This is a genomic window from Streptomyces sp. JLYT201, from assembly GCF_059448825.1.
The window spans coordinates 280,268-306,067 of the sequence record NZ_CM182551.1 but is presented as its reverse complement, the minus strand read 5'-3'; the positions used below and the strand labels follow the sequence as shown (position 1 = coordinate 306,067).

The following is a 25,800-nucleotide window of genomic DNA, read 5'->3' as shown; positions in this document are numbered from 1 at the left end:
GCCTACCTCGCCGCCCCTTCGAGCTCGGCGATCTCCGGGTGGTGCAGGTCGAAGGCCGGGGACTCGGAGCGGATGCGGGGAAGCCGGGCGAAGTTGTGCCGCGGGGGCGGACAGGAGGTCGCCCACTCCAGGGACCGGCCGTAGCCCCAGGGGTCGTCGCCGACGACGGGCTCGCCGTACTTGGCGGTCTTCCAGACGTTGTAGAAGAACGGCAGCAGGGACAGGCCGAGCAGGAACGAGCCGATCGTGGACAGGGTGTTGAGGGCCGTGAAGCCGTCGGCGGAGAGGTAGTCGGCGTACCGGCGGGGCATGCCCTCGGCCCCGAGCCAGTGCTGGACGAGGAAGGTGAGGTGGAAGCCCGCCGTGAGCGTCCAGAAGGTGAGCTTGCCGAGGCGCTCGTCGAGCATCTTGCCGGTGAACTTGGGCCACCAGAAGTGGAATCCGGCGAACATCGCGTACACGACCGTGCCGAAGACCGTGTAGTGGAAGTGCGCCACCACGAAGTACGAGTCCGAGAGGTGGAAGTCCATCGGCGGCGAGGCGAGGATGACGCCGGTCAGGCCGCCGAAGACGAAGGTGATGAGGAAGCCGACGGTCCACAGCATCGGGGTCTCGAAGCTCAGCGAGCCCTTCCACATGGTGCCGATCCAGTTGAAGAACTTCACGCCGGTGGGCACGGCGATGAGGAAGGTCATGAAGGAGAAGAAGGGCAGCAGCACCCCGCCGGTGACGTACATGTGGTGCGCCCACACGGTGACGGACAGACCGGCGATGGCGATGGTCGCGCCGACCAGGCCCATGTAGCCGAACATCGGCTTGCGGGAGAAGACGGGGATGACCTCGCTGACGATCCCGAAGAACGGCAGCGCCAGGATGTACACCTCGGGGTGGCCGAAGAACCAGAAGAGGTGTTGCCACAACAGCGCCCCGCCGTTGGCCGGGTCGAAGACGTGGCTGCCGAACTTGCGGTCGCACTCCAGGGCGAAGAGGGCCGCCGCGAGGACGGGGAAGACCATCAGGACGAGGAGCGCGGTGAGCAGGACGTTCCAGGTGAAGATCGGCATCCGGAACATCGTCATGCCCGGTGCGCGCATGCAGATGATGGTGGTGATGAAGTTGACCGCGCCCGCGATCGACCCGAACCCGGACAGGGCCACACCCATGATCCACAGGTCGGCTCCGACGCCCGGCGAGTGCACCGCGTCGGACAGCGGGGCGTAGAGGAACCAGCCGAAGTCGGCGGCGCCGCCCGGGGTGAGGAAACCGGCGGCCGCGATCGTGGAGCCGAACAGGAACAGCCAGAAGGACAGCATGTTCAGGCGCGGGAAGGCCACGTCCGGGGCGCCGATCTGCAACGGCATGATCCAGTTCGCGAAGCCGGTGAACAACGGCATGGCGAACATCAGGAGCATGATCGAACCGTGCATCGTGAAGGCCTGGTTGAACTGCTCGTTCGACATGATCTGCAGCCCGGGCCGGGCCAGCTCGGCCCGCATGAACAGGGCCATCACACCGCCGACGATGAAGAAGACGAACGCGGTGACCAGGTACAGCGTCCCGATCCTCTTGTGGTCGGTGGTGGTCAGCCACTCCGTCCACGACGGCCGGTCCGCCCGGGCGGCCACCGGAAGCCCGCCCCGGGGCCGTGCGGCCGTCACCTGCTGTATCTGCGCCTCGTCCACCGGACGGCGTCCTTCCCTTGGTGCTCGTGTCGTCGGCGTCCGGGAAGCGCCGTGCACACGGGGGACGGGGCGGCGCTTCCCGGCCGCAGCCACATGATCGCCGGTGGGGCACGGGGTCCTGCCAGGGCCGAACAGTCCCTGAACGGGCCCGCGGATAGGGTCCAACGGCCCCTGTCGTCACGCCGTTGACCAGCGCGAACGCGGTGTCTGACGGAAGCGGGGGCCGTGCCTTTCGGCAGGAGTGACGGCCGTACGCTACGGAACACCGACCGACTCAGGAGTTCCCCCATGTCCGCATCACCACCCCCGGCGGCGGCGTCGGCACGTCTGCGCCTCGACGTGCCCGACCGCATCCACAACCTCCTCGACGCCGTCATGAACCTGGGACACGGCCTCGAACTCCCCCAGGTCCTGCGCGACATCGTGGAGGCGGCGGTCACGCTCACCGACGCCGAGTACGGGGCCCTCGGCGTGATCGGTGACGGCCACAGCCTCTCGCAGTTCCTGCCGGTGGGCATGGCCGACGAACTGGCCGCCCGGATCGGGCAGGCGCCCTGCGGACGCGGCATCCTGGGCGAACTGATCCGCAATCCGGCGCCGCTCCGCCTGACGGATCTCGGCCGCCACCCGGCCAGCTTCGGCTTTCCCGCGCACCACCCGCCGATGCGGACGTTCCTCGGGGTGCCCATCCGGGTGCGCGACGAGGTGTTCGGCAACCTCTATCTGACCGAGAAGCGCGGCGGCGCGGGATTCGACGCCGACGACGAGGCCGTCCTGACGACGCTGGCCAACGCCGCCGGAGTGGCGATCGACAACGCCCGCCTCTACCACGAGAGCCGTCGGCGCGAGCGCTGGCTTGAGGCACTCAGCGAGATCACCCGCAGCCTGTTCGCGGGGACCGCGTCCCGCGAGGTCCTGCGCCTGATCGCCCGCCGCGCGAGCGAGGTGGCCGAGGCCGATCTCGCCGCCGTGCTGCTCCCGGCCCCCGCGGGCGGCGACCTGCTCACCGTGGAGGTGGCGCACGGCCCCGGCGCCGCCCGCATGGAGGGCGTGACCCTGCCCGCGCGGGGATCCCTCGCCGGGCTCGCCGCCCGCAACGGCGAGGCCGTGGCCACCGCGGACGCCGACAGCGACCCACGTGCCCATCCGCTCGGCGCGGCGGCGTACGGCCCGACCATCGTGGTCCCGCTGCCCCAGGGCGCCTCGGCCCCCGGCGCCCTGCGCCTGAGCAGACGATCCGGCCGCCCGGCCTTCGACGACACCGAGGTGCCGCTGGTCTCGCGCTTCGCCGACCAGGCCGCGATCGCCCTCGAACTGGCCCGGCACCGCACCGAGTCGGAGGAGCTCGCCGTCCTCAAGGAGCGCGACCGCATCGCCCGCGACCTGCACGACCTGGCGATCCAGCGCATCTTCGCCACCGGCATGACCCTGCGGAGCGCGACCCGCATGGTCGAGCACCCGGACGCCGCCGAACGCGTGGCGCGGGCGGTGCGGGACCTGGACACCACCGTCGAGATCATCCGGTCGACCATCTTCGAACTGCGGTCCGCGGGCGACGACCGGGGCGGGCCCGGGCTGCGCCACCGGCTGCCGGAGACCACCCGCCTCGCCGCCCAGTCCCTGGGCTTCAGCCCGTCCCTGCGCATCGACGGACCAGTGGACTCCACCGTGCCGGCCGACGTGGCCGAGCACGTCCTAGCCGTGGCCGCCGAGGCCCTCAGCAACGTCGCCCGGCACGCCCGGGCCGCTCACGCGGACGTGGTGCTCGCCGTTCCGGGCACGGGGGACGAGCTCACGCTCACGGTGACGGACGACGGGGCAGGCATCCGCGGGCCGGGCCACCCCGCGGGGCGCGGCGGCGGTCTGGCCAATCTGCGCTCCCGGGCCGAGCAGTACGCAGGGACCCTGACCGTCGAGTCCCCGGACGCGGGCGGCACCCGCATCGTGTGGCGGGTGCCGCTGCCCGGCGACTGAACTCCCGCGCGCTCCTCGCTAGCGCCGGGCGTCCTGCTGCTCGCGCAGCCGCTCGGCGATCACCGCCGCCTGGACGCGGCGGCCGACGCCGAGCTTGGTCAGGATGGACGAGACCCGGTTCTTGATGGTCTTCTCGGCGAGGAACAGCCGGTCGGCGATCTGCCGGTTCGTCAGGCCCTCGCCGATCAGCGCCAGGATCTCCGCCTCGCGCGGTGAAAGGCGCTCCAGCTCCGGCGAGCGCGCGGGCTCGGGCTCCGGCTCGCGCAGCCGCGCCATCACCCGGGCGGTCGCGCGCGGGTCCAGCATCGACGCGCCGCCCGCCACCGTGCGCACGGCGTGCACCAGGTCCGAGCCGTCGATCCGCTTGAGCACGTACCCGGCCGCGCCCGCCATGATCGCGTCGAACAGCGCCTCGTCGTCGTCGAACGACGTGAGCATCAGACAGGCGAGGTCCGGCATGCGAGCCCGCAGCTCCCGGCACACCTCCACGCCCGCGTGGTCGCCGCTGCCGCCCTCGCCGAGACGGACGTCGAGGACCGCGACGTCCGGCCGGACGGCGGGGACGCGGGCGAGCGCCTCGGCGGCGTCCGAGGCCTCCCCGGCCACCACGATGTCGGGCTCGGCGTCCAGCAGGTCCCGTATGCCTCGCCGCACCACCTCGTGGTCGTCGAGGACGAAGACCCGCAGCGGCGAAGCGGGCGCGGGAACGGGGGCGTTGTGTGTACGTGCTTCCACGGAAGACCAGCGTACGGGCCCTGCGCCCGGCCCCCGACACGAGGTGCGGCCTCCCGGCGGCGACCGCCGGGAGGCCGATGCGGTGAGGTGCCTTCGCTGCGGGTGAACCCGGCGGTACACCTCCGCCACAGTGGGTACGAGCCGTCCCGTACGGAACATCACCGAAGTGCCCTCGGGGCGAAAGGCGCTGGACATGATTCGAAAGCTGCAAGCGGTCGCGCTGGACTGTGCGGATCCGGTACGGCTCGCGACGTTCTACGCGGAGCTGCTCGGCGGCAGGGTGGTCGCGGACCCGGGGGACTCCGACTGGGTCGAAGTGCACGGGTTCGAGGGGACGACGCTGGCCTGCCAGCGCGTGGACGGCTACCGACCGCCCGAGTGGCCGGGCCAGCAGCACCCGCAACAGCTCCACCTGGACTTCGACGTCGACGACCTCGAAGTGGAGGAGAAGCGGGCCCTGGGCCTCGGCGCCACCGTCCTCGAGCGGACGGACCAGCTCCGCCCGGAGGCCAACTGGCGTGTCTACGCAGACCCGGCGGGGCACCCGTTCTGCCTGTGCCTGCACTGAGCCACGCGGCGGGTCCGCGGCGGGGAGCGGCCCTCGCCCCTCGCCGACCCGGCCCGACGGCGTCGGCTAGAGGGTGTCTGAGAAGGCCCTTTCAGGGGAGGTGAGTTGGTAGTCCCTGTGCTGATGGAGGCCGGGATGGCCGGACATCGTCGTGTGTATCCAACGGATCTGTCGGTCGCGCAGTGGGCGGTGCTGGTGCCGCTGGTGGCGCCGCCGAAGCCCGGCGGAAGGCCGCAGAAGCACCCCCGCCGGGAGATCATCGACGCCCTGGTGTACTGGGTGCGGGCCGGCTGCGCCTGGCGGTTGCTCCCGTACGGCTTCCCGCCGTACCAGGCCGTCTACCACTACTGGCGACAGTGGCGGATCGAGGACCGCTGGGAAGAGATCCTCGCCGCTCTGCGGGCCAGGGAACGTACTGGCCAGGGCCGCGGACCCACCACGAGCGCCGGGGTGGTGGACAGCCAGGGCGTCAAGGCCACCGGGCGCGGCGGCCGGCACGGCTACGACGGCGGCAGGAAGGTGCTGGGCATCAAGCGTCACCTGCTGGTCGACACGCTCGGCCTGGTCCTGGCAGTCTGCGTGAGTCCGGCGAACGTCAGCGACCGAGATGGCGCCTCGGTGCTGCTGGCCCGGTGCGCAGGGAAGTTCCCCCGGCTGTGGCATGTATGTGGGCCGACCAGGGCTGTCGAGGCCGGGACTTCCTGGACTGGGCCCGGGAGGAGACCGGGATCACCATCGAGCCCGTGCAGCCCAAGGACGGCGGGTTCCGCAGCACCCGGGCCAAGGCTGACGCGCCACCAGGCGAGATACCGATGTTCGTGGTGGTTCCCCGCCGCTGGGTGATCGCGCGGAGTTTCGCCCTGGCTGGCCCGCTACCGGCGACTCTCCAGGGACTACGCGTACCTGGCAGCCGGCCAGGAGAGCGCGATCTACCTGGCCACCATCATGCTTCTGCTGCACCGTTCCGCACGAGTCCTGTCCTGAACAGGACTTCTCAGACACCCTCTAGCCGGACACGCCAGGCCCCGGCTCGGCTGGCCGAGCTTGCCGCCATCCCTGACGTCTGCGACGACGAGCGCGACCGGGACAAGGAGATACGCCGGGCACCTTCCACCGTTCCGCTCGGCGGGCAGCCGACGCAGAGTGCTGGTGCACCCTGATGACGTCGCCGGCCTCTTCATCAGCAGCCCTCGTGCGGGAGCGCGGGGGGCGTGGCGGAGTAGGGCGCACCTCCACCGCCGTGGGGCTCGCCCGCGCGCTCGCCGCCCGGGGCCTTCGGAGCCTGGCGGTCGACACCGATCCCACGGGCTTGGCACGGGGGACGTTCACCGGTGGGCTTCCGGACGGAGTCCAGGTCAAGAGCGCGCTGGCCGACGGGGCACCGGACACGGTACGCCTGCGCCAGCTGGCCCGTGAACCGCAGCACGACGCCGTCCTCCTCGACTCCGGCCCCACCGATCAGCGGATCATCGCTGAGGCAGCCGACCACTGGATCGGCGTCGCGAGCCTGTGGCACCGCCCCGACCCGTGGGAGCTGCTCGTCGACGAGACCACCGGCGCGAACGGCTGCCCCCTTTCTGCAGGTTGGGATGCAAGGTGGCTGGCGGTGATGCGCGCGAACCGGCGGGCGGTGCGCTGGAGGCTGGCCCCGGGCGACTTCGAGGGCATGTTCGCACCGTTCCCGGTGGCAGGGTGCGCAGGGATCGTGCTGCCCGGCGCACGGAAGCAGACCGGGGCCCGGGCGCAGGACTACCTCTCCGGACTGCGCACCGTGCTCCCCGTGCTGGCCCCAGCCGTCCCGTACATCGCCGACCAGGAGGGCGCCCCCGGGAGCAGCAGAACGGCGGCGCGGCGTTCGAGCGCATCGCCGAGACCTTGCTCGGATGAGCTTGAGTTTTAGAACTCCTAACGCAATACGGGTAGCCGTGACTTCCGGAGAGTCGTGGCGGTTGCTTGGGTGTGGGCAAGCGAACCCTCAACCCTGGCTGGTTGACGATGAGTTGTGGTCACGGATTGAGCTGCTGCCGCCGATGTCACCAGCAGGAGCACGGCGACCGGGCCGGAAGAAGGTGCTGCAGGACCGCAAGGTGCTGTGCGGCATCCCCTTCGTCCTCTACACCGGCATCCAGTGGAAATGGCTGCCCCAGGAGCTCGGGTTCGGCTCCGGGATGACCTGCTGGCGCCGCTTGCGGGACTGGAACAACGCGGGAGTATGGCAGCGGCTGCACGAGGTACTGCTGGACGAACTGCGGGCCACCGACCGCCTGGACCTGTCACGGGCGGTGACCGACAGCTCCCACATCCGGGCGCTCAAAGGCGGCCCAAAACCGGACGGAGCCCCGTCGACCGCGGTCGGCCGGGCTCCAAGCACCACGTGATCTGCGACGCCACTGGCATCCCGCTGACTGTGACGCTGACCGGCGGCAACCGTAACGACGTCACCCAGCTGATGCCCCTGCTGGCCGCCGTGCCGCGCATCCGCGGCAAACGCGGCCGGCCCCGTCAGCGGCCCAGGGAGATCCACGCCGACCGCGGCTACGACCACGACTGCTACCGCCGCCAGGTCTGGGCAAGGGGCATCAAGCCCGTCATCGCCCGCCGCGGCACCGCCCATGGCTCCGGACTGGGAACCACACGGTGGGTCGCCGAACAGACCATCGCACTGCTGCACTGGTTCGGCCGCCTGCGCATCCGCTGGGAAACCCGCGCCGACATCCACGAAGCCTTCCTGAAACTGGCCTGCTCACTCATCTGCTGGCGACGCCTGCGAACCACGTTGCGTTAGGAGTTCTTAACCTGGCATCTCTCTGAGATGAGTTGCGACCTGGCGCTTTGGCCAAATCGAAACCCGAAGCTACCCCCGAAATCCGCCCCGCGATACATCGGCACATCGAATACTAGTGAGAATGCAACCAGCTCGAAGGCGGCGGGCGCCGCTGGGATCACGACGACCACGTTTGCCGGACAGGGAAAGTGACAGTCGGTCCGCTGAGGCCACCCACCTCAACGCGCAGGATGGGCAGCCTCCAGGGCGTTGGGAGCGAATCGGAGGGATGGTGGTGAGTCTCTCCACGTTGGCTGCCACGCTCCTGGCAGTGATCTCCATCCAGCAAGTGTCCGACGAGCAGCGCATCAGTGAGGAAGGGCAGATCACCGACCGGTACACTGCCGCAGCAGCTCAGATGGGCAGTGGGTCGGTTGACGTGCGTCTGGCCGGCATCTACGCCCTGCAGCGGATCATGCAGGACTCTCCCCGCGACCAACCCACAATCGTCAACCTGCTGTGCGCCTACGTGCGCACCCACGCGAGACTCCCGAAGGGCCAAGCCCCCGCGTCCCAGAACAAGCCCAAGGTGGGGCCTCCCAGGCGCGACGGGAAGGTGCACGCCCTCGATGACCCGCCCAAGATGGACGTGGCGGCAGCGCTGGAAGTGATCGGCAACAGGGACCCCCAGCGGGATGGAGACACCGTGGTCAATCTGTCCCGTACAGATCTGTCCTGGGCGCAGCTCGATCACGCCCGGCTCCCGGGCGTGATCATGGACGGCGCACGTCTGATGGGCGCCCGGTTCAGCGACGCTGACCTGTCCGGAGCCGAACTCAACTACGCCGACCTGCGGGACGCCATCTTCATGGGCGCTGACATGCGGCGAGTGAAGGTGGCGGGAGCCGACCTGGACGGCGCGGACCTGGGGAGAGCGGATCTGCGCGAGGCGGTAGACCTCCCGCGTAGCGTCCTGCTGGGGGCTATGCCGGACCACACCACCAAGCTGCCGCCACGCTTGGCGCAGGATCCGCTGGTCAAAAGAATTCAGGATGACAACAGCAGGTGATGACGATAACTGCACAGCCACACCATGTCATGACGGGATCTGCACCCGGGCCGGGGGTTAAAACTCAAGCTGAACTTGACTTTTAACCCCCGAAGGGCTCGTCGCTCCGCCGGAACCATGCCTCGCTGCCGTCAATGTGCAGAAGGAAGTCGGCTACCGCCCCGGAAGGCGACACGAGTGTCAGCTCCTGGGCAATGCAGTCGTAGGCCGCAGCGAATCGCTTGAAGTCGTCCGACTCCACGATGGCCAAAACCTCGTCGAACCACGGCTTCACCTCGGCGAATACAGGCTCGGCAACGAACGTGCTGCGCGAGGGAAAGTCGTTCTCCGCCACGGTGATTGTGCCGATCAGGGTGTCTCGGCGCATGGGAGGAAACGCCATGGCCATGGTCGACACCCTCCTGGACGCGACCACCTGACGCCACAGACCGGGCTGGCCGCGGCCCGCGGCCAGCCGAACAGGCCGTGTTCTCGTATAGCTGCCGCCAGGTGGCAAGTAGCTCTCTGTAATCACCTTTGACCTGCGGCGACGGTGCGGAGCCAGTTGACCGATCCTCGGACCTTTTGTGTCTGTCAGCACGCTGACCTGCGGGTTCAGGATTCGTGAACTCATGCCGAGCCGACTACGGTTGGCCGGGCGCCGGGGCAGCGTGGCGGACCAGGGCGAGCGGGCGCTGGGGGTCGGGCCGGAAGCCCACGGCGGTGGGGCGTGCGGGAGTTCGCCCCTCCTCGAATCGCCGCGGGGACGAGGGCTGGGGCCTGTCAGCGGTTCGCTGCAGAGCGGGCTCCGGCCAGCCGGGGTGATTCGGTTGTCATGCTGAGCCCGAGGGCTGGGGGGGCCGGGAGGGGCAGATTTCCCTCGGTCGGCAGCTTAGAACGCGGCCGCGGGCAGGCACCAGACCGCAATGTTGCCCGGCCAGGGACAGGGGAGGCGTTCGTGGTCGCGGCAGTGGCGGCGGGTGGCCATCGCGTTGGCAGACAAGAATCAGGTCCAGCCAGGGGGAACCCAGAACTCGCCATCAATGGATCTTGAACAGCTGGTAGCCCTGATCAGCCGGACTCTCGAGGGGCGTTGGTGCGTATTGGTCGGGTAGTTGTTGATGCCGTCCGGGCGCTGTGGCGCAGGGTGCGGAGCAGGGTGGCGGGGTCTGCGAGTGAGGAGGGGGCGTCGACCATGGTCAGAATCCTCAGGAAAGCGTGCTGTACCTGGGGGCTGCGGGTGCCGGCTGCCAGGACTCGGTCCAGGTGACCGGCCATGAGACGGCGTGTCACTGAGGGGGTAGGGCCTTGGGTGAGTGGAAAACGCTGGTCGGCTGTGGTGGACAGGAGCCATGGCGCGTTGATCAGGCGGGAGAGGCGGTGGTGGTAGCGGGCTGCGGGGGCCGTCTGCTCGGCAGGTTTGCGCAGGCAGGCGTCCAGAAGCTGGGCGCTGAGCGCTGCCGTGGTCATGCCTTGTGCGTAGACGGGATTGAAGGCGCATGCCGCGTCGCCGAGGACGTAGAGGTTGGCGGGTAGTGCTGTGGCCCGGTCGAGATGGCGGCGGCGGTTGGTGGTGGCATGGCTGGTGGCCACCGGGGTGAGCGGTGTCATGTGCCGGAGGGCATGGGCGATCTCAGCTGTGGGTAGAGAGGCAGCGAAGGGGAGGAAGTCACTCTCTTGTCTGCTGGGGCGGTCCGGACCGATGCCCAGGAGGGTGACGATCCACTGGCCGCCCTCGATGGGGGCGATCACCGCGCCGCGTGTCGTGGCGGGACCGCTGAGCAGGCTGTAGCAGGCCCGCCAGCCCAGGCCGTCGGCGCAGTTCCTGCGGTACAACCGGGTGGCGTAGCCCAGTTGGGGGTCCACCACACTCTCGGGTACCGGTTCGGGGCAGCCGAGGGAGTCCAGCCAGGCCGGGAGCCGGGAGCCGCGTCCGGACGCGTCCACCACCAGTTGGGCGGGGAGGTTGGTCGAGCTGTCGAGCCGTAGATCTTGGACCCGCACGGCTGTCACGCGGTGTCTGGTTCCCACCAGCTGTTCGACGTGGTGGCCGTCGAGGAGGCGGACACCGGGAAGCGCGGTGATCCGTTCTCTGACGATGGCTTCGATGAGGGGGCGGCTTGCTCCGACCACCCGGAGGGGGGAAGCGGAGCGGGCGCCCCAGCCGTACGGGGTGTGGATGGCCAGGTCGGCGCCGACGTCGATGCGCTGTCCTCCGCGCTCAAGGAGCGTGTCGGTGAACCCGGGCACCAGCTCTTCGACGGTGCGCAGCCCTCGGGTGAACAGCGCGTGGACATGCGCCCCCTGAGGGACCCCGGTGCGGTGTGCCGCAACGGTGGGGAGTTCGTCCCGGTCGACCACCGTGACCTGCCGGAAGTGTCCGGCCAGGACTCGGGCTGCGAAGAGCCCCGCCAGTCCGGCGCCGATGACCACGGCGGAGGCACGCGTACCTGGCATGGAGACTCCTGGGGTGCGGGAGGGGCGGCGGATCAACGATCACGGCCGGAGCCGGCCTCGGCCGCGTCTTCCGGGCGGGTGCGGGGCGGCGGGGGTCACACGAACGGCAGTGGCGGATGATCGGCCGATATCGATCCTGGCAGCAGAGTGAAGAGCCGGAAGGCAATGCAGTCGAGCATCACGGACACGTCCAGGATCCCGATGACGGCGAGTGCCTGGAGGGGTGTCCTGGCCCGGGGCGGCAGCAGGGTGGTGCCGCGGAAGACGGTGCTGTCGGGGCCGCGATGGATGTAGTAGTGCCGGATGAGCCAGGCGGTTCCGTACCAGAAGATCCCGGATGTCAGTGGGAGGTAGACGGGGACCTGGTACCACTCGGTGGAGAAGAGCGTCAGGAACGGGACGCCTTCCCTGTAGGCGTAGGCGCCGGTCCGGATCCAGATGATCTCGATGGGCAGTCCGATGGCTGCGCAGATGGCGAGTCCTGTAGCGGTGAGGCGGATTCCGCTCAGGTCGGGCCACCGCCGCAGGACCCAGAAGTGCATTACGGCGGCGGCGGTGAGTGCGAACACCAGGCCGGTGAGGTATCCGGCACCGGTGACCAGCAGGGGTTCGACCTTGAGCGAGGGGTCGGGGAATCCGAAGATCTCCGGCCAGGCCGGTAGGTATTCGCCCCATGAGGGGATGTGCAGGCTCGCGGAGTTGAGCATGCCCATGGGGGAGAAGTAGGGGTCGAGCCCGGCCTGGGAGACGAATCCGAGCAGCAGCAACGCGTCGATGGTCAGGCGGCGTTCGGTGATGCAGCGGCGTGCGATCCAGGCGACGAGTGGGACGATCATCGCGATGACGAGGAACTGTGCGCTCCAGAGCAGGGTTTGATGGGTCCTGCTCAGTGTGCCGAGGTCGCCGGTGCTCAGCCGGAGCTGCCCCGAGGCAAGGTAGCGCACCGCCACGTATGCCTCCAGGCAGAGGAAGAGGGCCCCGACGGTGGCCCAGAGGACCACCGGTGGGGGACGGTGCCGTCGGACGGGTGGCGCCGACGCCCGGGCGGGATCGCGCTCGCCCTTGCCCGGGTCGGATTCGGGTCGGGTGTACACGGCCGTCACCTCCGGGAGACTTCATCCGCCAGGCCCATCGCGTCCAGGATCCAGCCGGCCAGTGACGCAGGGCTGGGTTTGACCCAGATCACGCCGGGTTTCATCTCGGTGCGCAGGGCGTGCTGGAGGCGCTGCTGGAGCTGGACGGCGCCCAGGGAGTCGAGGCCGAGGATGACCATGCTGGTGTGCGGGCCGATGTGGCGGGTGGTGCCGCCGAGCAGTTCGCGTACGGTCCTGATGATGAAGGCCTCCAGGACCTCCCGGCGCTCTGGCGGGCTCTCGGCTGCCAGGAGCTGGCCGCGTATCGCGGTCTCGTCGTCTTCGGGTTCCTCACCGGTGAGCAGCGAGGCGAGCAGAGTGGAGGAGCGCAGGGCCGGGTAGGGGGCGATCCATCGGTCGGTATCCAGCGGCGAGTAGGCCACCTGCCGGTGCCCGGCCGTCAGGATGCGTTCCAACGCGTCGATGCCGTCGGCGGGGCTGATGGTGAGGAATCCCCGGTCGGCCAGGTGCTGTCCGCGGCCGACTTCGCTCCAGGCGCCCCAGTGGATGCCGGTGGCGGGCAGGCCGTGCTTGAGGCGGTGAGCCACCAGGCCGTCGAGGAAGGCGTTGGCGGCGGCGTAGGCGGCCTGCCCCGGGGAGCCGATCAGGGAGGCGACGGAGGAGTAGACGACGAAGTGATCGAGTTTGCAGTCCGTGGTGGCCTGGTGCAGGGCCCAGGCGCCGTCGGCCTTGCCGCGCCAGACCCGCTCCAGGAGAGCGTCGTCGAGGTGGGCGACGGTGGCGTCCTCGACCACCCCTGCCGCGTGGAACACCCCGCGCAGTGTGCAGTCGGCGGTGTCGGCCGCGACGACTGCTTGTGCGGCCACGGCCGGGTCGCCGATGTCCCCGCGGACGACCTTGATGGCGGTGCCCGCGTCGCGCACGGCTTGCAGCCTGGCTGCGTTTTGCGCGGTGGGCGCGGAGCGTGAGCTGACCACGATGCGGCCCGCGCCACGGCGGGCGAGCCATTCGACGGTGAGCAGGCCGAGCCCGCCCAGGCCGCCGGTGACCAGGTAGGCCGCGCCGGGCCGCACCAGCGCTACGGCCCTGTCGGCGGGGTTGTCGTCGTCCGGTCCGGTGAGCACCTGGGCGATGTGGCGTCCGGCGGGCTGCAGCGCGATCTCGGTGAGGGGCTGCCGGTCGTCCAGCAGTTCGTCCACGAGGTCCGGGTACGGCGCCTGGTGCGGTGTGAACTCCAGGGTGCTGGCGCGCAGTTCGGGATGCTCGTAGGCCACGGATCGCAGCAGTCCGCGAACGGCGGCCGTGGTCAGCGGCGCCTGGCCCGAGCGGCTAAGGACCCACAGCCGGGGCGACGGGCCCGACCGGGCCAGCCGACGAACCAGCCTGACCACGCGGGAGACCGTGACACGGGCGGTCTCGGCGGGTACGTGATCGGATTGCTCCTGGGCCAGTGTGAGCACGACTCCCGTGCAGGGGCCCAGTGCGGCCGTGTCGCCGAGGGCGGTGTCCAGGGGCAGGATCCGGCCGCCGACGTTCTGCTTCTTGAGCTCCAAGGCGAGGTCGGTGGGCCAGGAGCTGTCGTCAGCGGCAAGCACTGTCCAGGTGCTCTCCGTGGTCCGGGGCCGTTCTGCGGGCGCGGGGGCGGGGACCCAGGCCTGGTGGGTGAGCCGGGCGGTGAACCGCTCGGTGGGTGGGGTGATGTTGGCGACGCGCAGGCCGCGGAGCTCGGCGACGACGGTGCCGTCGGCGGTGGCCAGCCGGGCCGAGGCGGCGCAGCCCAGATCGTCCGCCTGGTGAAGATGGACCAGGGCGCGGCGGGCGTGGGCGGTCGGCCCGTAGACGCGCGCCTCGTCGAAGCCGGCGACGACCACCGGGCCGGGGGTGAGCGTGTAGTGGGCGAGCCAGGCCGCCACCGCGGTCTGCACCACCTGGTCGGCGAGGGCGGGGTGCAGGGACATCGTCCAGGCGGAGACCTGGGCGCTGTCGTGCGTGCGCAGGACGGACAGGGCGATGTCGTCGCTCGGGTGGACCTGGATGCGGTCCAGGGCGGTGAAGGCGGGGCCGTGGTAGACGTGGTGTTTGTCGCGGAAGGTGCGGTGCAGGGCGGTGACGTCGTAGTCCGGCCAGCCATCCGGGGCCAGATCAGCGGGGGTGAGTGGTGCGGGCTGCTGGTGGCGGGGCAGCGCGTGAACGGTGCCGCGGGCGTGCACGGTGACGCCGTCATCGCCGGTGGTCACGATCTCTACGCGGGCGGTGCCGCCGTCGCGGATTAACCGGGTGGTGAGCTGCGGCTCGGGATCGAGGATGAGCGGGCTGAGCACACGGACATCCCGGGCGGCAACGTGTTCGGTGGCGTAGGTGCGGGCCGCGGCGGCCAGCATCATCTCCACCGCGGCGGTGCCGGGCAGCACCGGCACGTCCGCCACCGCGTGGTCGGCGAGCCAGGGCAGCAGCCGCGGGCCGAGGGGGGTCTGCCACAGGTGGCGTCCGGGCGTATCGGGGTCGTGGACATGGCCGCCGAGCAGTGGATGCTGGGCAGCTCCCGGCAGGGCGGGGGCGATCAGGCGATAGGCGGGCCTGTCGCCGCCGTGACGGGTACGGTGCCACGCGGTCACCGGCACGTCACACAGGTCCCCGTCGCCGTAGCGAGAGGCGAAGTCGATGCCGTCGTAGCCCGCCGCATGGAGCGTGCCAAGGTGGGTCAGGAACGCCTCCTGATCGCTTGTTCCCTGCCGCAGGCTGCCGACGGCGACCGTGTCGGGGACGGCGTCGTGCCGGGCCGTGTCCAGGATCGGGCGTACCGCCAAGGGATGGGCGGTGCACTCGATGAACAACCGGTGGCCCGCGGCGAGCGCGGCGGAGACGGCGGTGTGGAACCGGACCGGATCGCGCTGGTTGCGCACCCAGTACGCCCCGTCCAGCCGCCCCGGCCGCGACGGGTCGGGGGAGACGGTGGAGTAGAAGGGGATGCGCGGGTGCGCCTCGGGCACCTCGGCCAGCGCTGTCCGCAGCTGGGACAGGATGGGGTCGACCTGTGGGGAGTGGGAGGCCACCTCCACGTCGATCGTCTTCGCCACCACCTCTTCCGCCGTCCACCGCTCGACCAGATCGGCGATCTGCACGGCGTCCCCGGAGATGACGGTGATCCCGGGTGAGGTGAGCACACCGAGCGTCACGCCGTCGGCTCCGGCGGCCTCGATCGCCAGTTGGACCCGGTCGGCGCCGAGCATCACCGAGGCCATCGCCCCGCCACAGACCGTGGCCAGCAACCGGGAGCGGCGGCAGATCACCTTCACACCGTCCGCCGGGCTCAGCCCGCCCGCCACTACCATGGCGGCGACCTCGCCCAGCGACTGCCCGATGACCGCGGCGGGCTGGATGCCCCAGGAGCGCCAGACGGCAGCGAGCGCCACCTGGACACCGAAGAGAGTGGGCTGGATACGGTCGAGCCCGGCCAGCCGCCCCGGGTGTTCGATCATCTCCCGTAGTGAGAATCCGGCTTCCGCGCAGATCAGCGGCTCCAGCTCGTCGACCGCCGCGGCGAACACCGGGTCGTCGGCCAGCAGACCCCGGCACATGCCGGGCCGCTGCGATCCCTGCCCGGTGAACACGAACACCGGACCGGGGTGTCCGGGCGGCAGCAGCGGCGTGCCGGACACCACACCATCGGCCGACCCATCGGCTGCGAAGCCACGTGTCCGGGCGGCGAGTTGACGGTGGCTGTGGGCGACGACAGCCAGTCGGTGGTCGGCGTGCGAGCGGCGCTGCGCCAGCGTGTGCGCCACATCCAGCAGCGCGGCCCCCGCCCCCTGCCCCTCGGTCCAGTCCGCAAGGCGTGAGGCCGCCAGGGACAGGGACTGCGGGGAGCTGCCGGAGAGGAGGAACACCCGGGCCTCGCCCTCGGCCGACCGGGGAGGGCAGGGCCGGGGACGGGGCGACCGGGGTGCGGGGGCGGATTCCAGGACAACGTGGGCGTTGGTGCCGGTCACACCGTAGGAGCACACGGCGGCCAGCCGCGCCTGGCCGTCCACCGGCCATGCGATGAGCCCGGTCGGCACGAAGAGCCGGGATGCCTCGTCCCGTGCGACAGCGGGATTCCACTCCTGGAAGGTGGCGTTGGGCGGGACGGCGCCGCGACGCAAGGACTCCACCGCCTTGATGGCGCCCGCGATACCGGAAACGGGTTCGCTGTGCCCGATGTTCGTCTTGACCGACCCCAGGACACACCGGCCCCGGCCGCGTCCGTAGACGGCATTGATCGAGGCGTACTCGACCGGGTCGCCCACCGCCGTGCCGGGACCGTGCGCCTCCACCAGGCCCACCTCGCCGGGGTCGATCCCCGCCTTGGCGACCGCCTCGCGGAACAGTTCCTGCTGCATCTGCGTCGACGGGGCGGTCAGCCGGGAGGCCTGTCCGTCGTTGTTCACTGCCGAGCCACGGATCACCGCCAGTACCCGGTCCCCGTCCCGCCGGGCATCGGCCAGTCGCTTCAGGACCAGCACACCCGCGCCCTCACCGCGTACGTAGCCGTCGGCCCGGGAGTCGAAGGCGTAACACGCCCCGCGCTGTGACAGCAGCAAGGGCGCCTCGTAGTAGTGCGTCTCGGGAGAGAGCATCAGCAGCACCGCCCCCGCCAGCGCGGCATCGCACGCGCCCAGAGCGAGTGCCCCACACGCGGTGTCCAGCGCCACCAGCCCGGAGGAGCAGTGAGTGCTGACCACCATCACCGGGCCCCGCAGGTCCATTGCGAACGCCACCCGGCCCGCCGCGCTTGCAGTGAAGTTCCCGAACAGGTAAGGGCTGTTGGGGGCATCCTCGACCGGCCGGGCCTCGCGGAAGAGGTTGTCCGGGGCGTAGGTGCCCATGTAGACACCGGTCCGTGAACCGCGCAGTCGGCCCACCGGGATCCCGGCGTGTTCCACCGCCTCCCAGGCCACCTCCGTCAACACCCGGAACTGCGGATCCACCCACTCCTGCTCGGCCGGGGCCACCGACAGGGCCTGCGGATCCCAGGCCCATACATCCCCCTCCAGAAAACAGCCATACCCGGCCCGCACCGCGAGCTCCGGGGCGTGCAGTGCCGCCAACCGTGCCGCATCCCACCGCCCCGTGGGCACCGGCCCCACCGTCGAGCGACCCTCGGCCGCCAGCCGCCACAATCCGCCCGGCGACTCCACACCCCCGGGAAACCGGCAACCGATGCCCACAACGGCAATCGGCGTCTCGCTGCTGGCAGACACAAGCGGCCCTCTACTCCGCGATCGCCGTGCTGTAGACGAACCCGTACACCGGAACCGGCCGCCCCTCGACCCGCTCTGTTTCGCCGGTGGGCTCGAAACGCTGATGCCTCCCGTGGAACGCCACCACCACCCGAGAAACGTCAGCAGCACCATCCGGCAGCCGATACAGACGCGGCACCTCCGGCGGACCTCCCCGCAACACCACCAGCCGCCGCCCCGAGCCCGCCACCACCTCGGCCACCACACCCATCACCGCCAATCCAAGACCCCCAGCGGGCTACCCACGCTCGCCCGCAAACCGGAGGAGCACCTTCCCTACTTGTCGAGTGTCGTGGACAGAACAGACTTGCCAGGAGCGCGAACGCCCGGCACTCGGTGCATGGCGCGCACGGCAAAGCCCCTCACGGGCCCGGCGCACACGGCCTCCGAGCGGCCTCAACACAGAACGGTCGACACGCCCTCCGCGCTGCTGCGGTCGGCGCTCGTGCGGGCTCCAGCGAATTGAGGCACCCGCCGGCAGGGCTCCGAACGCGCAGAGTCCCGCTCCCGCTGTACCAGCGGAGCGAATCGGGCCCGCAGGCGCTCACGAACCGACTGCCGACGCCGAACGGCCCTCGATCGCAGAGCCGTCCTCGCTGCGCGCCGACGACCAGGAGCAGGCTGCACCGCGGGACCGGGCATCAGCACCACCTCACATCCCTCCGCTGCCGCCGTACCCGCCTGGTGCCGCCGCCGACCGGCAGCCGCGGTCGGCCGCACTCCTCAACTGGCTCAAGCGGGCACGTCACCGCTGACCGCGATGGACGCTCCTGCGGGCCGCTTACCACCGTGGGCACCGCCCGCCTGCCCACCATGGCCCGCCTACCATGGCCGGAGTTGTGGCTTCGTGACGCCCGCAGGCCGCTGGTGGACAGCGGCGTGGTGAACGACGCGGCGAACAGTGCGGTATGGCACAGACCGAGTTCGACAAGCAGATAGACGAGGCAGCCGACGCGCTCCTCTCCGGCATCGGACGGTTCCTCGCCGGCCAGGACATGGACGGCATCCGGCGCACCGACGCCACCTTCTTCCGCGCGGGCAGCCGTGTCCTGGGCACGCTGCCCCGCTCCGCCTACCGCGCGGGCTGGCAGCGCCTGACCGCTCGCCTCGGCGCCGTGGGCGCGCTCAGTGGTACCGGGTACGCGTACTGGCGCGAGCCCGCAGTAACGGTCCAGGCGCTTGAGTGCGGCGGCATCGGCGCGGCGTCCGTCACGGCCGCAGGCAGCCTGGCGTACGCGGTCATCACCTGGGAGCTGCGCGAGCTGATGCGCGAGTGGGTCCACCCGCTGCACCAAGCCCTCGCCGGGCCCCTGGGCATCGCGGAGCAGACCCCTCCGCGCCGCTACCTCCACATCCCGTCCAACTTCACCGACGACGACGCGATCATCCACGTCGACCTTCCCGTGCACCTGCGGTTCTCCCGCGACCTGGTCGCCGACCTCATCACCCAGAAGCTCGCGCGCGAGGGCCAGACGTTCTCCTGGCACCCGGCCGGACGCACACCGTACGTACTGGTGAAGAAGACCCGCCGCCCGCCGAAGAAGGCCGCCTTCAAGGACGCCTCCGTACGGGAACTGGTGGTACGGGCCCCGGAGTCCGCGCCGCTCAAGAGCACCAAGCACCCCGGCCGTGCCCGAGTCGTCATTGGCGGCACCGCGCGGGAGACACAGGTCCTCTTCTTCACTGACGCCGAAGCCCGCCGGTGGGCCACCAGCGGACCGCCAACCAGGGCCCGGAAACCCGCCACCGCCTCGGCCTCAGCGCACCCGGCAGTGCTCCAGAAGGCGAACGGCAGCCCACCGGCCAGCCCGAAGCAGTCCTCCACCGACGCGGCCGCGCAGGCCTTCCGCCGAGCCCGCGGATGCCACCACGGCAGCGACACCACCCACGGACCCGGCCACAGGCGACGACGACCAGGCGGTGGGGTTGCGCGAGGCCCACGAGCAGCACCTCCCCGACATCACCCTTGCCGCGCTGCGCTTCGCCCGCGCCAACGACTCCACGTTCCCCGCCCCGGCCGACTAGCGCGGAGCCCAACTCCTCTAGCGCGTCAGCGACCTCAAGGGGTGGGCCCGCAACCGGCCCCGCGGCGCCGTCGGCACCACCGACCTGACGTAGGAGCATGCCGAGTCCGTCGGCATCCAAGCGGACGCGGAAGGCGAAGCGAGCAGGGTCGGCCTGGCCCCCGCCCCGGGGCGAGCCGACGCGCTGCAGGTGATCTGGCAGCAGGACCCTCCGGCTCAGAGCCGCATCCCCGCCACCGTGACAGCCCGTCTGAACTCCGTCAGGACGCCGACTGGCGGGAAGACGGGCGCTCAACGGATGTCCGGAGACCGCCGTTCCCTGCACGGCGCGGTCTTATACGGGAACACCCCGGCCAGTCGGGCGACTGCCTTCTGGCCGAGGTGGGCACCAGCCACGGTAACTCCTGCGCAGCTGCATTCAGAAGTGCTTGCGCCACCATCGGTACAGGCGGGCAAGGCCAGGGAAGAGAATGCTCGCCGCTGCTCCAGCCGCGCAAGACCACATGATGGCAACGAGCAAGGAGTCCCGGTCGTCGCTGAAGAACCAGTTCATGACGAACACCGCTCCGGCAATCTCCACGAAGCACAAAAGCGGGCCGCGCCATGCGTTCTTCCCGACGGAGTCTTGATGCTCACTCACTGTAGGCTGCTGCACTTCTTCCTCGTCGCGGTCATGGCCTCTCCGACCGGGGTGAACGGCACAGTTACGCGCACGCACTGGCTGCGCTTGGCCGCATCCTTGAACACCTTCACGGTAGCTCCCACGCGCTTTGTCACGAGGTACGCACAGACCGCCCTGGGCTTGAGGACAATAGCGACGGTCGCGGGCACCTTCTTGCACACGGCGGCAGACAGGTACTTGGGCGGAGTGCCGATCTTAGCGAGCCCCTTCACTTCCTTGATCCCGAAGTGCAGATAGACCCGTTTCCCGAGCGTCATCTGCGGGTCGGCGACGATCGGGAAGGCATCCTCATGGCCGAACTCAACAGACTGAACCAGCGCGCCGCCTTCAACGCGGTAGGTGGTCTGAACGGCTTTCCCGTTGGCGTCCTCGGCCCAAGGGGCGTCGATGGCGCCGATGATTTCTGCATCCTCGCCCGCGCTGGCCATGATCAGAACCGTGCCGTCGTCCAGCTGCTTGGTCACAGCGCCGTCCGGCAGGCGCAGATCGAAGCGGTACTCCCTGGCAGCGTCGCTGTTGTTGATGGTGATCAGGGCTCGCGCGCCGTCGATGGTGGGCTGCAGCGCCAGGTCGGCGTTTCTGGCCGCACCCGGGTAGACGACGGTGCCGTTGGTGGTCTTCACGGCCTGGGTATTACTGGTGTTCGGCAGGCCGAGGCTGGCGCTGAGGCCCTCGGAGGTCGACGTGTTGACGGTTCCGCTGGCTGTGGCGGGGAGAGTGACCGTCGCACTCTGCCCGTCCTCGTTGCCGGTTTTGGATGCGAGGGTTCCGTCGGCGAGGAGCTCGCTGGGGACGATATCGGCGGTGCCGGTGGTTTTCTCAACGGCGGCTGCGGTCTTCTCGATCGCTGACGGGCCGTCAGTGAGGGCGACCGGGGTGATGCTCAGGCTGAGGGCACCGGTGGTGACGGCGGCTATGGAGTCGGCAATCGCGCGGTGGAGAACCGGCATGGAACCTTCCCGTCAATGGCGAAGTCACCCCGTATGAGTTTCAAGGGGCGAAGCCGCGCACACCAGGATGATCTTGGTCAGGACTCTGGCATGGGGAACGGGTCAGTAGAAGTTGCTAGCGGCGTGTCCATGCCCAAAACAGGGCTAAAGTCCCAGACATGATCAACTTTGGTCGCAATTGACATGACCCAAAGAGACCGGACAGACGGTGACTACCTCCGCGAGGTCAACCGTCGGCCCGGGACGCGGAAGCTACCGCCGCGCACAAGGTGGCCAGTAGAGCTGGGGGCCGTGGAAGTTCAGCGTGGACGGCCACGACGACACCGGTCGGACCGTCGCCCCGCAGCAGCTCGCGGCAGGCGAGTGGACGCGCTACGGCCTGACGCCCACCACCCCTCCCGCCTGGTCGGCGACCAGCACGCAGAACTGGCACCGCGGGTACGTGAACGAGCCGGTGCGCCTGAGCATCACCGCCAGGTCAAGGGGCAGTGAGTGGGCCGTGCCGCCCGAAGTCCCCGTGACGGTCGAGGGCAACGTCCGACAGGCCCTTCGGCTTCTAAGCTCGCGGTATGACGATGGCACCGGCCGAACTCGAGGCGCAGAAGGACACCCTGGAGCTCCTCAACGAGGAGGCGGCCTCACGTCTGGCGCGCCAGTCGGACTCCCTGGCGAAGATCGACACCAAGGCGGTGTTCCTGATCGGGTTCGCGGCCACTGCCGCACAGTTCCTGGCGACGCACAAACACCACGACATCCTCGCCTACTGCGCCTTCATCGCATATGCCGTCACCCTGCTCACGGGCGTGCAGACGATCCGGGTGGCGGAGCACAAGGACCTGGAGCCCCGCCCGATGATCGTCGATCACATCCGCTTGCCCAAGGAGCAGGTTCTGGCCGCGCTCGTGGCGACCCGGGCGTCGATCTTCGAGAAGAACAAGCAGCGGCACGAGCTGAAGGCTCGGTACTGGGGGATCAGCCTCTGGTCTCTGGTCGTGGGGCTGGGCCTGTCGACTGTCGCACTGCTGCTGCACACTTGAGTCTCATGAGCAACGGACAGAACCAGGGAAGCGGCCAGCCCGCCCCCGCGCCAGCCCCTCCCGCTCCAGCTCCGGCGCCCCAGCCGGACTTCGTCGACGCCTTCACCAACACGACGATGATCGGAACCGACAAGAAGAGCGACACCAACCCGACGCTGAACAAAGCGGTTCGGCCGCAGGGGAACAACGGGACTCGCTGAGACGTCGCCCGCGCAAGAACCGGCCCCGAGCCGTGACCGGCAGCTGCGGCCCACTTCGGCTCCCACCGGTACGAGTCGGCCCCGAGGCGCGGCCGGTACCACCGGCGTCGACCCCCGTCTTGACCGCACGCGGTGCACGAAGGGCGCGTCCGCCACGGCGGGCGCGCCCCGGGCATGCCGGAAAGCCCGAACGCTCGTGGTCAGCGCTGCTTCGTACCCTTGGCTGAGGTACTTGAGAGCGGAACCCGCCCCGCGTCTCTGCACAGATCGAGCCACTGCCGGCGCGGTGCCCGGCGGAGCGGTGACAAACGGCTGCCTGGCCCGGCTGCTGCTGTGGCTGGACAGCCGGGCGAAGCCGCACTCGGGATACATTGACGTCCTCGCCTTCGTCGAAGAGCTCCAGTTGGAGGACGAAGACCCGGCCGTATTGGCTCTCCAGCTCGACCAGCACGGCCTGGTGCAGATCCTCCGTGCCATGGGGCGCAGGACCCACGTCCGTCTCACCGACGCAGGCCGCGTCGCGCCGTGCGCCAGCTGAAGGACCGGCAGAAAGACCGCGCCACCCGGATCCGGCACACGATGGACGCCCTGCTCCAGTGGCTCTTCGACCAGCGACCAGACACCCGTCAACCCGGCCCTGTTCCTCGCGACCCCGGACTCCTACTTCGCCGGAACCGAGATCAGCGGGACCGATCTGCACCAGGCACTCGCCTACCTGGCAGAGCACGACCCCATCGACCCCATCGACACCGACCCGCTCACGGTTGCCATCACACCCCGGGGCACCAACTGCGCCCTGTCAGGAGGAAGCGTGCAGGACCACGTCCACCAGCCCCGCCCCAGCACCACCTATAACACCTTCATGCCGAACGCCAAGGACGTCATCATCGGTGAGCAGCAGCACTTCACCCAGAACAACAACGACGGCGGCGACCCCACACTGTTCGCCCGGCTAGAGGGTGTCTGAGAAGTCCTGTTCAGGACAGGACTCGTGCGGAACGGTGCAGCAGAAGCATGATGGTGGCCAGGTAGATCGCGCTCTCCTGGCCGGCTGCCAGGTACGCGTAGTCCCTGGAGAGTCGCCGGTAGCGGGCCAGCCAGGGCGAAACTCCGCGCGATCACCCAGCGGCGGGGAACCACCACGAACATCGGTATCTCGCGTGGTGGCGCGTCAGCCTTGGCCCGGGTGCTGCGGAACCCGCCGTCCTTGGGCTGCACGGGCTCGATGGTGATCCCGGTCTCCTCCCGGGCCCAGTCCAGGAAGTCCCGGCCTCGACAGCCCTGGTCGGCCCATACATGCCCCAGCCGGGGGAACTTCCCTGCGCACCGGGCCAGCAGCACCGAGGCGCCATCTCGGTCGCTGACGTCAGCCGGACTCACGCAGACTGCCAGGACCAGGCCGAGCGTGTCGACCAGCAGGTGACGCTTGGTGCCCAGCACCTTCCTGCCGCCGTCGTAGCCGTGCCGGCCGCCGCGCCCGGTGGCCTTGACGCCCTGGCTGTCCACCACCCCGGCGCTCGTGGTGGGTCCGCGGCCCTGGCCAGTACGTTCCCTGGCCCGCAGGGCGGCGAGGATCTCTTCCCAGCGGTCCTGGGCGTCGATGATCTCCCGGCGGGGGTGCTTCTGCGGCCTTCCGCCGGGCTTCGGCGGCGCCACCAGCGGCACCAGCACCGCCCACTGCGCGACCGACAGATCCGTTGGATACACACGACGATGTCCGGCCATCCCGGCCTCCATCAGCACAGGGACTACCAACTCACCTCCCCTGAAAGGGCCTTCTCAGACACCCTCTAGCCGACGCCGTCGGGCTCGGTGGCGTCCGGGCGGCGGCTCGCGCGCCATTCGCTGACCGCCGTCCAGCCCAGGCTGCCGACCACCCCGGTGTAGAGCGCGAGCCAGAAGTCGAAGGACGTGTCCGCATCCAGCACGTGGTCCACGAACAGCAGGGTGACCACGCCGAGCAGCAGCAGCGTCCCGTACATCTTGCGGCGGGCCGCGCGCTCCTTCTTGCGGGGGCCGTCGGCGAGCCGGAGGGCGTAGACCTCGACGTCCCCGAAGACGTCCTCGGCGTGCTCGCCGGGCACGGCGGCGAGGTGCTGCCGTGCCTCGCGCACGTGCCCGCGCGCCTCGGCCGCCGTCATGCCGTGCCGCCCGCGCAGCAGTCCGCCGAGCCGGTCGAGCCACGCGGCGTCGTCGCGGCCCGCGGGCGGGCGCCCCGCGAACCACCGGTCGACGACGCGCTCCGGGACGGCGAAGGCCCCCACGGCGCAGGCCACGCACCCCGCCAGCAGGACCGGTACGGGCACGCTGAACAACTGCCCCTCGGGCACGGCGACCCCGACCCCGCCCCCGGCCGCGATGACCGCGGGCACACCGGCGGCGAAGGCGTACGCGCCCTTGAACCGACCGGCGGACCGCGCCACGACGGCCACGGCGATCAGGCCGACGGCCAGGACGACGGTGGTGATGCCCACGACGCCGGGCCAGCTCACGCCCGCCCACAGCCCGCCACGCACCCAGTCGAGGGCGCACAGGATGGCACCGACCGCTCCGAGCGTGCCGAACGCGGCGAGCAGCCGCTCCCCGGGGGTGAGGCCGTGGGTGTCGGTCCGCGCCCGGTACTCCTCACTGACGCGTTCCTCGGCGACGGCGCGCGCATACGCCTCCGGCGCGCCGAACAGGTCCCGGGCGGTGCGCCCTTCCTCGCGCACCAGCTCGTGGACCTCGGCGAGGACGTCGTCGGCGAGCCCCGCGGGCGCGTCGTGGTCGAAGACGAGGCGCAGCTCGACCGTCGCCGCCCAGTCCGCGTCCTCGTCGAGATCCCAACGGAGGCTGTTCCTCCGCGTCTGCTTCTGTGACTCGTGCTGTGACGTGGCCACGGCTACTCCTCGTCCCCCGCACCGTCGGCGAGCGTGGCGACCCTGGTGGTGAACGCGTGCCACGCGGCCCGCTCCCGCCGCAGTCGCTGCCGCCCGGCCTCGGTGATCCGGTAGTACTTGCGCCCGGGCCCGCCCTCTCCCGCGCCCCACTCGATCTCGACGGCGCCTTCCTCTTCGAGGCGGCCGAGGGCGGGGTAGAGGGCGGCGGGCTTCACGCCGGTGAGTCCCGCGTCGGCGAGGCGGCTGAGCAGGGCGTACCCATAGCTCCTCGCCTCGCTGTCGAGGACCCCGAGGAGGCAGAGCGGCAGGGCCGCCCGGGTCCAGGCCGCCGTCCCGGGGGCTGCCGCGTGTGCTGCCACGGAGATCGCTCCTCTGCTTCACCGACTATTACGGAAATCAGAATAGTCGAGGAGTCGAGTACCGGGAC

Annotated in this window: 22 protein-coding genes; 9 read left to right on the top strand and 13 right to left on the bottom strand. The window is 70.2% G+C overall.

The window, feature by feature from the left end; all coding sequences use genetic code 11:
• Positions 1 to 2: 2 nt before the first annotated feature.
• Complete coding sequence (gene ctaD / locus AC5WAM_RS01260) at positions 3 to 1,625, bottom strand: aa3-type cytochrome oxidase subunit I (protein WP_495523778.1); 1,623 nt, start codon at positions 1,623 to 1,625, stop codon at positions 3 to 5.
• A 345-nt stretch (positions 1,626 to 1,970) separates the two neighbouring features.
• Between ctaD and AC5WAM_RS01255 the strand changes: the two genes are divergently transcribed.
• Entirely contained in the window at positions 1,971 to 3,656 is a 1,686-nt protein-coding gene (locus AC5WAM_RS01255) for a sensor histidine kinase (RefSeq protein ID WP_495521202.1), read from the top strand.
• 18 nt (positions 3,657 to 3,674) lie between these two features.
• Here the strand turns inward: AC5WAM_RS01255 and AC5WAM_RS01250 are convergent, their stop codons facing one another.
• Positions 3,675 to 4,391 carry a response regulator gene (locus tag AC5WAM_RS01250; RefSeq protein ID WP_495521201.1) on the bottom strand — a complete coding sequence of 239 codons (717 nt, stop codon included), beginning with the start codon at positions 4,389 to 4,391 and terminating at the stop codon, positions 3,675 to 3,677.
• A gap of 193 nt (positions 4,392 to 4,584) precedes the next feature.
• Between AC5WAM_RS01250 and AC5WAM_RS01245 the strand changes: the two genes are divergently transcribed.
• The 5 genes from AC5WAM_RS01245 to AC5WAM_RS01225 all read left to right on the top strand — a co-directional run bounded on the left by AC5WAM_RS01245 (position 4,585) and on the right by AC5WAM_RS01225 (position 8,792).
• A complete protein-coding gene (locus AC5WAM_RS01245; RefSeq protein ID WP_495521200.1) occupies positions 4,585 to 4,959 on the top strand; it encodes a VOC family protein in 375 nt (124 codons plus the stop codon).
• A 123-nt stretch (positions 4,960 to 5,082) separates the two neighbouring features.
• Positions 5,083 to 5,802 carry an IS5 family transposase gene (locus AC5WAM_RS01240; RefSeq protein ID WP_495523777.1) on the top strand — a complete coding sequence of 240 codons (720 nt, stop codon included), beginning with the start codon at positions 5,083 to 5,085 and terminating at the stop codon, positions 5,800 to 5,802.
• Positions 5,803 to 6,118: 316 nt separating this feature from the next.
• Positions 6,119 to 6,859: a nucleotide-binding protein gene (locus AC5WAM_RS01235; protein ID WP_495521199.1), complete on the top strand. Its 741-nt coding sequence runs from the start codon at positions 6,119 to 6,121 to the stop codon at positions 6,857 to 6,859.
• 130 nt (positions 6,860 to 6,989) lie between these two features.
• Positions 6,990 to 7,744, top strand: a protein-coding gene (locus AC5WAM_RS01230; RefSeq protein ID WP_495523776.1) for an IS5 family transposase whose coding sequence is annotated in 2 segments (ribosomal slippage) — positions 6,990 to 7,281 and positions 7,281 to 7,744 — 756 coding nt in all. Because the reading frame shifts where the segments join, the coding sequence is not laid out codon by codon here.
• A 310-nt stretch (positions 7,745 to 8,054) separates the two neighbouring features.
• A complete protein-coding gene (locus tag AC5WAM_RS01225) occupies positions 8,055 to 8,792 on the top strand; it encodes a pentapeptide repeat-containing protein (RefSeq protein WP_495521198.1) in 738 nt (245 codons plus the stop codon).
• An 82-nt stretch (positions 8,793 to 8,874) separates the two neighbouring features.
• Here AC5WAM_RS01225 and AC5WAM_RS01220 read toward each other — a convergent pair whose 3' ends face one another.
• The 8 genes from AC5WAM_RS01220 to AC5WAM_RS01185 all read right to left on the bottom strand — a co-directional run bounded on the left by AC5WAM_RS01220 (position 8,875) and on the right by AC5WAM_RS01185 (position 21,257).
• The gene (locus AC5WAM_RS01220) at positions 8,875 to 9,180 is read right to left on the bottom strand and encodes a hypothetical protein (RefSeq protein ID WP_495521197.1); all 306 of its coding nucleotides are present in this window, start codon (positions 9,178 to 9,180) and stop codon (positions 8,875 to 8,877) included.
• Positions 9,181 to 9,842: 662 nt separating this feature from the next.
• Positions 9,843 to 11,228, bottom strand: a complete 1,386-nt coding sequence (locus tag AC5WAM_RS01215; RefSeq protein WP_495521196.1) for an NAD(P)/FAD-dependent oxidoreductase — start codon at positions 11,226 to 11,228, stop codon at positions 9,843 to 9,845.
• 95 nt (positions 11,229 to 11,323) lie between these two features.
• Positions 11,324 to 12,322: a spirocyclase AveC family protein gene (locus AC5WAM_RS01210; protein WP_495521195.1), complete on the bottom strand. Its 999-nt coding sequence runs from the start codon at positions 12,320 to 12,322 to the stop codon at positions 11,324 to 11,326.
• A 5-nt stretch (positions 12,323 to 12,327) separates the two neighbouring features.
• Positions 12,328 to 17,562, bottom strand: a complete 5,235-nt coding sequence (locus tag AC5WAM_RS01205) for a type I polyketide synthase (RefSeq protein WP_495521194.1) — start codon at positions 17,560 to 17,562, stop codon at positions 12,328 to 12,330.
• Between the two features lie 10 nt (positions 17,563 to 17,572).
• Positions 17,573 to 17,812, bottom strand: coding sequence for a DUF5988 family protein (locus AC5WAM_RS01200; protein ID WP_495521193.1), 240 nt, complete (start codon positions 17,810 to 17,812; stop codon positions 17,573 to 17,575).
• A gap of 430 nt (positions 17,813 to 18,242) precedes the next feature.
• Positions 18,243 to 19,088, bottom strand: a complete 846-nt coding sequence (locus tag AC5WAM_RS01195) for a hypothetical protein (RefSeq protein WP_495521192.1) — start codon at positions 19,086 to 19,088, stop codon at positions 18,243 to 18,245.
• Positions 19,089 to 20,043: 955 nt separating this feature from the next.
• Positions 20,044 to 20,265 carry a hypothetical protein gene (locus AC5WAM_RS01190; RefSeq protein ID WP_495521191.1) on the bottom strand — a complete coding sequence of 74 codons (222 nt, stop codon included), beginning with the start codon at positions 20,263 to 20,265 and terminating at the stop codon, positions 20,044 to 20,046.
• On the bottom strand, positions 20,262 to 21,257 hold the full coding sequence (locus AC5WAM_RS01185) for a hypothetical protein (protein ID WP_495521190.1): 996 nt from the start codon (positions 21,255 to 21,257) through the stop codon (positions 20,262 to 20,264). The genes AC5WAM_RS01190 and AC5WAM_RS01185 overlap by 4 nt, the downstream gene beginning before the upstream one ends.
• Before the next feature lie 569 nt (positions 21,258 to 21,826).
• Between AC5WAM_RS01185 and AC5WAM_RS01180 the strand changes: the two genes are divergently transcribed.
• From AC5WAM_RS01180 to AC5WAM_RS01170, 3 genes are all read left to right on the top strand, one after another.
• Positions 21,827 to 22,294 carry a hypothetical protein gene (locus AC5WAM_RS01180; protein ID WP_495521189.1) on the top strand — a complete coding sequence of 156 codons (468 nt, stop codon included), beginning with the start codon at positions 21,827 to 21,829 and terminating at the stop codon, positions 22,292 to 22,294.
• 5 nt (positions 22,295 to 22,299) lie between these two features.
• On the top strand, positions 22,300 to 22,494 hold the full coding sequence (locus tag AC5WAM_RS01175) for a hypothetical protein (protein ID WP_495521188.1): 195 nt from the start codon (positions 22,300 to 22,302) through the stop codon (positions 22,492 to 22,494).
• Between the two features lie 301 nt (positions 22,495 to 22,795).
• Positions 22,796 to 23,032 (top strand): hypothetical protein, encoded by a 237-nt coding sequence (locus AC5WAM_RS01170; protein ID WP_495521187.1) that lies wholly within the window; start codon positions 22,796 to 22,798, stop codon positions 23,030 to 23,032.
• Between the two features lie 311 nt (positions 23,033 to 23,343).
• Here the strand turns inward: AC5WAM_RS01170 and AC5WAM_RS01165 are convergent, their stop codons facing one another.
• From AC5WAM_RS01165 to AC5WAM_RS01155, 3 genes are read right to left on the bottom strand one after another with little or no spacing between them, the layout of a single operon-like run.
• Entirely contained in the window at positions 23,344 to 24,231 is an 888-nt protein-coding gene (locus AC5WAM_RS01165; protein ID WP_495523775.1) for a transposase, read from the bottom strand.
• Between the two features lie 53 nt (positions 24,232 to 24,284).
• Entirely contained in the window at positions 24,285 to 25,373 is a 1,089-nt protein-coding gene (locus AC5WAM_RS01160; protein ID WP_495521186.1) for a hypothetical protein, read from the bottom strand.
• A gap of 2 nt (positions 25,374 to 25,375) precedes the next feature.
• Positions 25,376 to 25,732, bottom strand: coding sequence for a PadR family transcriptional regulator (locus tag AC5WAM_RS01155; RefSeq protein ID WP_366791853.1), 357 nt, complete (start codon positions 25,730 to 25,732; stop codon positions 25,376 to 25,378).
• Positions 25,733 to 25,800 lie beyond the last annotated feature (68 nt).